At 71.1% G+C, this 7,316-nt stretch carries 5 protein-coding genes and 1 pseudogene; 2 read left to right on the forward strand and 4 right to left on the reverse strand.

Annotated elements, in window-relative coordinates:
- Positions 1 to 440: 440 nt before the first annotated feature.
- Complete coding sequence (locus tag ACZ38L_RS37695; protein ID WP_465702326.1) at positions 441 to 1,295, reverse strand: replication-relaxation family protein; 855 nt, start codon at positions 1,293 to 1,295, stop codon at positions 441 to 443.
- A 713-nt stretch (positions 1,296 to 2,008) separates the two neighbouring features.
- On the opposite strand from ACZ38L_RS37695, the gene ACZ38L_RS37700 reads away from it, so the two are divergent.
- Both ACZ38L_RS37700 and ACZ38L_RS37705 read left to right on the forward strand, forming a co-directional pair.
- Positions 2,009 to 3,508 (forward strand): replication-relaxation family protein, encoded by a 1,500-nt coding sequence (locus ACZ38L_RS37700; RefSeq protein ID WP_465702328.1) that lies wholly within the window; start codon positions 2,009 to 2,011, stop codon positions 3,506 to 3,508.
- Positions 3,509 to 3,842: 334 nt separating this feature from the next.
- A pseudogene (locus ACZ38L_RS37705) lies at positions 3,843 to 4,958 on the forward strand (IS630 family transposase); the annotation flags it as partial.
- A gap of 114 nt (positions 4,959 to 5,072) precedes the next feature.
- Here the strand turns inward: ACZ38L_RS37705 and ACZ38L_RS37710 are convergent.
- From ACZ38L_RS37710 to ACZ38L_RS37720, 3 genes are all read right to left on the reverse strand, one after another.
- On the reverse strand, positions 5,073 to 5,936 hold the full coding sequence (locus ACZ38L_RS37710; protein WP_465702330.1) for an NAD-dependent epimerase/dehydratase family protein: 864 nt from the start codon (positions 5,934 to 5,936) through the stop codon (positions 5,073 to 5,075).
- A gap of 232 nt (positions 5,937 to 6,168) precedes the next feature.
- Positions 6,169 to 6,867 carry an IS630 family transposase gene (locus ACZ38L_RS37715; protein WP_465702332.1) on the reverse strand — a complete coding sequence of 233 codons (699 nt, stop codon included), beginning with the start codon at positions 6,865 to 6,867 and terminating at the stop codon, positions 6,169 to 6,171.
- 12 nt (positions 6,868 to 6,879) lie between these two features.
- Complete coding sequence (locus ACZ38L_RS37720) at positions 6,880 to 7,209, reverse strand: helix-turn-helix domain-containing protein (RefSeq protein ID WP_465702334.1); 330 nt, start codon at positions 7,207 to 7,209, stop codon at positions 6,880 to 6,882.
- Between the last annotated feature and the right edge of the window lie 107 nt (positions 7,210 to 7,316).

The raw sequence follows: 7,316 nt of genomic DNA on the forward strand, positions 1-7,316 counted from the left end.
CGCATGTTCGCACAGTGGCGCATCAGCGTGTCCGCCATGGTGATCTGACGATCAGAGCGGCACGAGCCGTGTAACGGGAGACTGTTACGCACGGTTCTGTGAGGGCCGAGGGGTGAGATTCCCCTCGGCTACTCGGCAGCGCCCGTTTGTCCATAGGTCGTTGGGCGCCGACTACTTCTCCCTGGGCACCTCTGCGGGTGCTGGGTGAAGTCCGGGCACTGGATCGTCGAAGGAGAAGAGGAGCAGGAGAGTCGGCGCGCAGAGCAGGAGCGGAGACGGGATCCCGGCAACCTGATGCTGCGCGCCGACGGCGTGGTGGTGGTTCCGCTGCGCGGTGGCCCGGCGGCCCCGCTTCGCGGCGCCACCGGCCGGGAGGAGGGGCGAGGAGGAGGGCGGCCGGGGCGGCCAGCAGGCTGCCCGGTGCGGGGCCCGCTCGTCGCCTACAGTTCCGTCCACCCGCACGTTCGCTCGCCCCGGGAGCCGAGCGGGTGCCAGACCGGGGCCGACGGTCCGCGCTGGATGAGGTCCTCGATCCGGGCGGCGCCGGCCGGGACGGCGGTGAGCATGTCGGCGACGGCCGGGTTCTCCTCGGCGGCCAGCCGCAGGTCCGCCACCGCCGGGCGCACCCTGGCGGCCGTCGTGCCGACCAGGACGACCAGCAGTCGCGGGAAGGCGCGCCAGCGCCGCTCCCACGCCCGACCGGACCCGTCCTCGCCCGCCTGCTCCCACACCCGGGCGCAGGCCGCCAGCTGCGCCGCGGTCTGCTCGTCTCCGGTCCCGGGGCGGTGCCGTTCGATGAAGGCCCGCAGGCGGTGCCGCTCGTCGCCTTGGCCTGCAGTGTAGGCGAGGTGGGCGGCGGGCCGGTACAGCCCGCCTTGGCCGGCGGGCAGCTCCGGGTGGGGGAGGAGGTCGAGCGGGCCGCAGGCCTCGCCGCGGGCGCGGGCGTCGGTGACGAAGGCGGTGTGGATCCGGCCGACGTCGAGCAGGTGCTCGCGCCCGTGCCGCACCGCCGGCTTGTCCGCACCTGGCACCGGGACGGCCGGTCGCAGGGCCTCGGGGAAGGTGGCGGTGACGGCGCAGCCGGCCGCGGTGAGGTGCCACGCCTTCGCCCGGCCGGCCTGCGGCAGGGTCACGAACTCGGCCAGGCCCTCGGCCTGGAGCCGGGTCAGCCGCTTCTGGGTCTGCTTGATCCCGGCCGCGCCGCCGTGCAGCTGGTGGAGCTGCTCGGCGGTCGCCAGCGTGAAGCGGTGGAGCGTCACCAGGACGTCGTGGTCGGTCTCCAGATCCCCGTGCACGAATGTGCTCCCTCATTCCGAGGCACGGGCATCTCCCGTGCTCGGAGAATGGAACCCCATGAAACTCACCGGATTTCTTTCCATCAACGTTGGTCTTCCATAACGATCTGATAACTCCCGCTGTCAAGGTATCCCGCGTTCTAACCGATCCGAAATGCGGTCCGTAATCCAGTCCGCCAACCAGTCCCAACCTCAGAGCCCCAGTGGGCCCGATCGGCACGCCCCTGACCTGATGGAATGGCCATCAAGGTGCCCCGGTGAGTTTCCTTGACGGCCCATCAAGGAAACTAACCGATACCTTGATAGCCCTGGTGAGTTTGCCGGAACGCTTCCATTGCCCCTGCCGTTTCCCCCTCCGCTTCCCCTACCGGCCACCTCGCGCCCGGAGGGGAAAGCCGTGCAGCTCAGGGCCCGAATCCGGGCCGCGCGCCGGTTCTGACAACCCTCTTTCTCCCTGCCTTTTGCTTTTGGTTTGTGGTTGTTGTGGTTGCGGTCAGGGTGCGTTCGTTCGCGGGTTTTGCGGACGGACGCTCCCGGGCCGCTTGGCCCTTTCTCGTTGCGTCCGGCGGGGCCGGCCGCGCGCCCGCTCAAAGGCGGGCTGGGGTGGTGGCGGGACGGGGGCGGTGCGCCGGGCGGAAACGGGCTTGGCGGCTGTCAGGAACGCCGGATATCCCTCGAAGGCAACGCCCGACCACGACCACCGGGAGACGCCCGTGAGTACCCGTCAGAGCCTCGCCGAGCCCGACGACAACGACGACCAGGCCGACGCCGTCGAACCGGCCGAGCCGTCCCGGCCGGGCCGCACCGCGTACCGGCGCGGCGCCGCCAACCCGAACGGCTCGACCAACGCCCTGCGCTCCGACGTCCTCGGCGCGCTCGGCGTCCTCAAGGTCGCCACCGCCGACCAACTCCAGCGCCTGCTGCGCCCCGAGGCGGCGTCGAACACCGTGATCCGGCAGGCGCTGCGCGATCTCGCGCTGCACGGCCTGGTCGCCTCGGACGGCAACACCAAGGCGCGGCACAAGACCTGGCGGCTGGAGGGCGCCGCCGGACTGGAGGCGGCCGGGCACGTCCTGGGCCTTCCCCGCGCCGACATGGGCTCAACAGCCCGGGGCGCCGGGCGCTCCGGTGCCCAGCACGCGATGGCGGTCAACGAGACCGTGCTCTCCTTCGTCCTGGGCGGCACCGCCCCGGACGCCTCGGGCGGGGTGGGCACCGTGACCGACTGGGCGACGGAGACCGAGTTCCTGCTGCCCGGCGGCAGGCGCAAGGTGCGCCCGGACGCGGTGTGGCAGGCCCCGGAGATCGGGGTTCCCGTGCTGATGGTCGAGGTCGACCGCTCGACCATGGCGCCGGAGCGGGTGGCGGCGAAGTTCACCGCCTACCGCGAGCTGTTCCGCGTCAAGGTCCGCGACAACGACCCGGCCCTCGAGGATCCGGCCGACCGGATGGTGCACTGGTGGCGCCGAACCTGGCCCGGCCACACCCGGCCCGGGTACCCGCCCGTCGCCCTGGTCGTCACCGACGCCGGACCCATCGCGCTGGGCAACCGCCAGCAGGCCGTGGCCGACCTGTCGGCCGAGGTCTGGCGCGGCTCCTGGCAGACCGTCCGACTGGACGACAACGACGGCGACGGCTGGCGCGAGTACAACGACGCCGTACCGGTCATCGCCACCACCCTGGAACTCCTGACCGAGCACGGCCCGCTCGGGCCCATCTGGTGGCGCTACGGCCGCCCCGGCCGGCACTCCCTCATCGACGCGCTCGACAACCCGAACAACCGCGCCGCCTACGACCAACGCCAGAAGGCCCGCGAGAAGAAGGCCCGCCAGGCCCACCGCGACCTGATGCAGACCCTCGCCTGCGCCGACTGCGGCAACGTCCCCAAGGAGGAAAGCACCTGGGAGTACGGAGACCACGGCCGCGAGCAGTGGACCCGCCGCCCCGGCGGCCGCTGCTGGACCTGCCACCAGGACCGCAAGGAACGCCTGGAGCGGGAGGCCGAAGAACAACTGGAAGCCGCCCGGGCAGCGAACGCCGCCCTGCGCCCGTGCTGGACGTGCCGGGGCTCGATCGGCGGCAAGGAAGGCTCGAAACTGGAGCTGCGGGAGAAGGCCGGCCCCGACCGGCTGGAGTGCCCGAAGTGCGCGCAGACCCGAGCCGCGAAGAACCTGGGCCCGCTGGTGCTGCCCGCCCCGACCAAGCGCGAATAGGTCGCCGCCCTGGTCTCCGCCCCGGACGACCCGTGGTGGGAGGACCGGGTGCTGCACGCCAAGCTCTACCCGGTGAAGAACCGAGAGGCGTGAGCACCACCGGGCGCGGCCGACGCGACAGGGCGTCAGGAGTCGTCGTGGGACAGCGGCGGCAGCGGGAGAACTCGTCTCAGGAGAGCGGGGTATCGAACCGGGACGGCGGGCCCACCTCGGCCTGCACTGGCCCAGCTCTCCGCCATCCTCCTAGTGCCGTGACCGAGAAGGTTCACCGGGTTGGCGTTGGCGGGCCCTTGGTCGGTTGGATGTCGGGAGACGTTCAACTCGGAGGGGTGCGATGGCAGAGCCGGTCAGGGTCCGCAGGCTTACGGACCAAGAGGGCCAGCAGCTACAGAGAATCGTCCGCCGGGGCAGTACCAGCTCGGTGCGCTACCGGCGGGCGATGATGCTGCTGGCCTCGGCCGGCGGCAACCGGGTGCCGGTGATCGCCCAGCTGGTGCAGGCGGACGAGGACACGGTGCGGGACGTAATCCACCGGTTCAACGAGATCGGCATGGCCAGCCTGGACCCTCGGTGGGCGGGGGGCCGTCCCCGCCTTCTCAGTACTGACGACGAAGACTTCGTCATCAAGACGGCCACCACCCGTCCGGCCAAGCTCGGACAGCCCTTCACCCGCTGGTCCATCCGCAAACTCCTCGCCTACCTGCGCCGGGCCCACGGCCGGGTCATCCGAATCGGCCGCGAGGCCCTACGCTGTCTGCTTGCCCGACGCGGCGTCACCTTCCAGCGCACCAAGACCTGGAAGGAGTCCACCGGCCCCGACTACGACGCCAAACTCGACCGGATCGAGCACGTCCTGGAACGCTTCCCCGACCGCACGTTCGCGTTCGACGAGTTCGGCCCGCTCGGCATCAGACCCACCGCCGGCACCTGCTGGGCCGAACAGGGAAAGCCGGACCGGCTGCCCGCGACCTACAAGCGCACCCACGGCGTCACCTACTTCCACGGCTGCTACTCGGTCGGCGACGACACCCTGTGGGGCGTCAACCGCCGCCGCAAGGGCACGGCGAACACCCTGGCCGCACTGAAGTCGATCCGGGCCGCCCGCCCGGACGGCGCCCCGGTCTACGTGATCCTGGAAAACCTCTCCGCCCACAACGGCAAGAAGATCCTCCGTTGGGCGAAGAACAACAACGTCCACCTCTGCTTCACACCGACCAACGCCTCCTGGGCGAACCCGATCGAGGCGCACTTCGGACCCTTGCGGCAGTTCACTCTGGCGAACTCGAACCACCCGAACCACACGGTCCAGACCCGCGCACTGCACGCCTACCTGCGGTGGCGCAACGCCAACGCCCGACACCCCGACGTCCTCGCCGCCCAACGCCGCGAACGCGCCCGCATCCGCAGCGAGAAAGGACTCCGCTGGGGCGGCCGACCCGCCCTCGCCGCCTGGTCAAGCAACCTGGCGAACCTTCCCGACCGCAGCACGAGACCGGAACGTCGCAGGATCCCGGCTGCTGACGGACAGGAGTCCCGGGCCTCCGCTACCGAAGCATGGGAAGGATCAGCCGCCCGTGCCGACCTCAGCCAACAGTGCCGTTACGCCGTGGCGGGGACGGTAGCCAAGCACCGCACCTGCCCGCGCCGACACGTAGACCCGGTCGATCGATGCCGGAAACGCCCAGCCGTTCCGGCTGAACCCGGCCGCAACCTCAGGGGCCCGTCGCCTGATGAGCCTGGCCGGATCGTGCCGCAGTAGCCTTCGGTCCTCCGTCCGCCATGGATACGGACCGGCGATGTTCAGCACCCCGGCCGCCTCCTGCGGGCCACGGACGGCGAGCAGATGAGCCACCGTCACATCGGATATGTCTACACCACGGTAGAGCCGGTGCTGGGCCCGGACCACCGTCGGTTCAGGGAAGCAGCGGGCGATACGCAGACACACCGTGCTCATCGCGCCCGCCGCGGAGAGCACCAGGCGTTCGGCCGCAAGTTTCGTCTCGTCATAGATGTCGCGCGGCCGACAGGTGATGTCCTCGGTGACCCAGACCGCCTCGTCCGCCGACTCCAGCGCGTACCCATACACCGAGGTCGAGCTCGTGTAAACGAAACGGCGCACCCCCGCAGCGGACGACGCGTCCAGCAGGTCCCTGGTCGCCTCGACGTTGGTCTCACGGAACTCGTCGTCCGAGCGCACGCCGACGTGGGGCGCGTGCAGAGCCGCCGTGTGGACGACCGCCTCTGCCCCGGCCAACGCGTGGCGCCACGCCGCAGGGTCGCGCAGGTCCGCCACCAACGACGTGTCAGCGGACGGTAGGCGGTCGATCCCGATGGCCGGACAGCCCTCGGCCCTGAGGCGGCGCACGATCGCCGAACCGACGAATCCGGCGCTCCCGGTCACCACGACATGCCTGGGCTGCTGTATCACGGACACTCTCCCCTGGGTGAACTGGTCGGCAGGACCCACCGCCTTGAGCCTAGGCCTTCGGGGACCGGGATACGCGTTCAGTCCTGTGAAGCCCTCATGCGCCGGCCGGAAGCGCAGCGCGAGCAGAAAGGCCCCCGCTGGGGAGGGACACCCATTTGTTGCGTGATCAACTTACCCGGTGAACCTTCGCGGTCACAGCACTAGTGCTGCTCCGCGCAAGTTCGTGGAGGGGTCAGGCCGACTCCTTGAGTGGGGTGCCCTGGTAGGTCCAGCGGAACGGGCGGGCGTGTTCATTGCGGTGGATCATCCAGGCGTCCATCTTCTCGATCAGGTCGTCCCGGCTGGTGAAGTCGCCGTGCCGGAGGACGGCGCGGGTCAGTGCGGAGAAGACGAGTTCGACCTGGTTGAGCCAGGAGGCGTGGGGCGGGGTCCAGTGGACGTGCCAGCGCGGGTGGGCGGCGAGCCAGGCCTTGGTGTGCTTGGCGGTGTGGGAGGAGCCGTTGTCGAGGACCAGGTGGATGTCCTTGTCGCGGGGCAGCAGCCGGTCGAGCCGGTCGAGGAAGGCGGTGAAGGTCGCGGCGTTGTTTCGCTCGATGGTCTCGATCAGGGTTTGCCCGGTGGTGACGTCGAGCGCGGCGACGATGGAGGCGGTGCCGTGGCGGCGGTACTCGAACTCGCGGCGGGCGGCCCGGCCCGGTGTGGCGGGCTGGGAGGGGTAGCGGCGCTCGCGGGCCTGGATCGCGGTCTTCTCGTCGATCGACAGCACGATCGCCCCTCTGGGCGGGTTGCGGTACAGCGCGCAGATGTCCCTGACGCGCTCCCAGAAGTCGGGGGTGTCGCGACGGGTGAGCCAGCCGCGGACCTTGTGCGGTTTGAGGTCCAAGTCAGCCGGGATCCGGCCGACTTGGGAGGAGGAGATCGGCGCGAACACCGTGCCCGCGACCTAGTCGGCGATCGCCGCGTGGGTCCAGGTCGCGGCGGGGCCGATCGGGGTGCCGGTGGCCGCGGCGACCACCGCGACGCGTACCAGGTCGTCGTAGCGGCGCGGCCGCCCCGAGCGTGCGGCGTCCTTCAAACCCTCCAGCCCACGCTCGGCGAACCGGCCGCGCCACTTGCGGACCGTGTTCACGCTCACCGCCAGTCGGCGGGCGATCGCCGCGTTGCCCGCCCCGTCGGCCGCAGCCAGCACGATCCTGGCCCGGAGTACCTGTCTGATCTGCGCCTTCGCTGAGGACGCGATCCGCTGCAGCACACCGTGCGTCTCTTCGTCCACGGCCACGGCCACCGCCGCGGGGGGGGGGGGGGGGGGGGGGGGGGGGGGGGGGGGGGGGGGGGGGGGGGGGGGGGGGGGGGGGGGGGGGGGGGGGGGGGGGGGGGGAG

The sequence above is a fragment of the Kitasatospora sp. NPDC024654 genome, assembly GCF_055559155.1.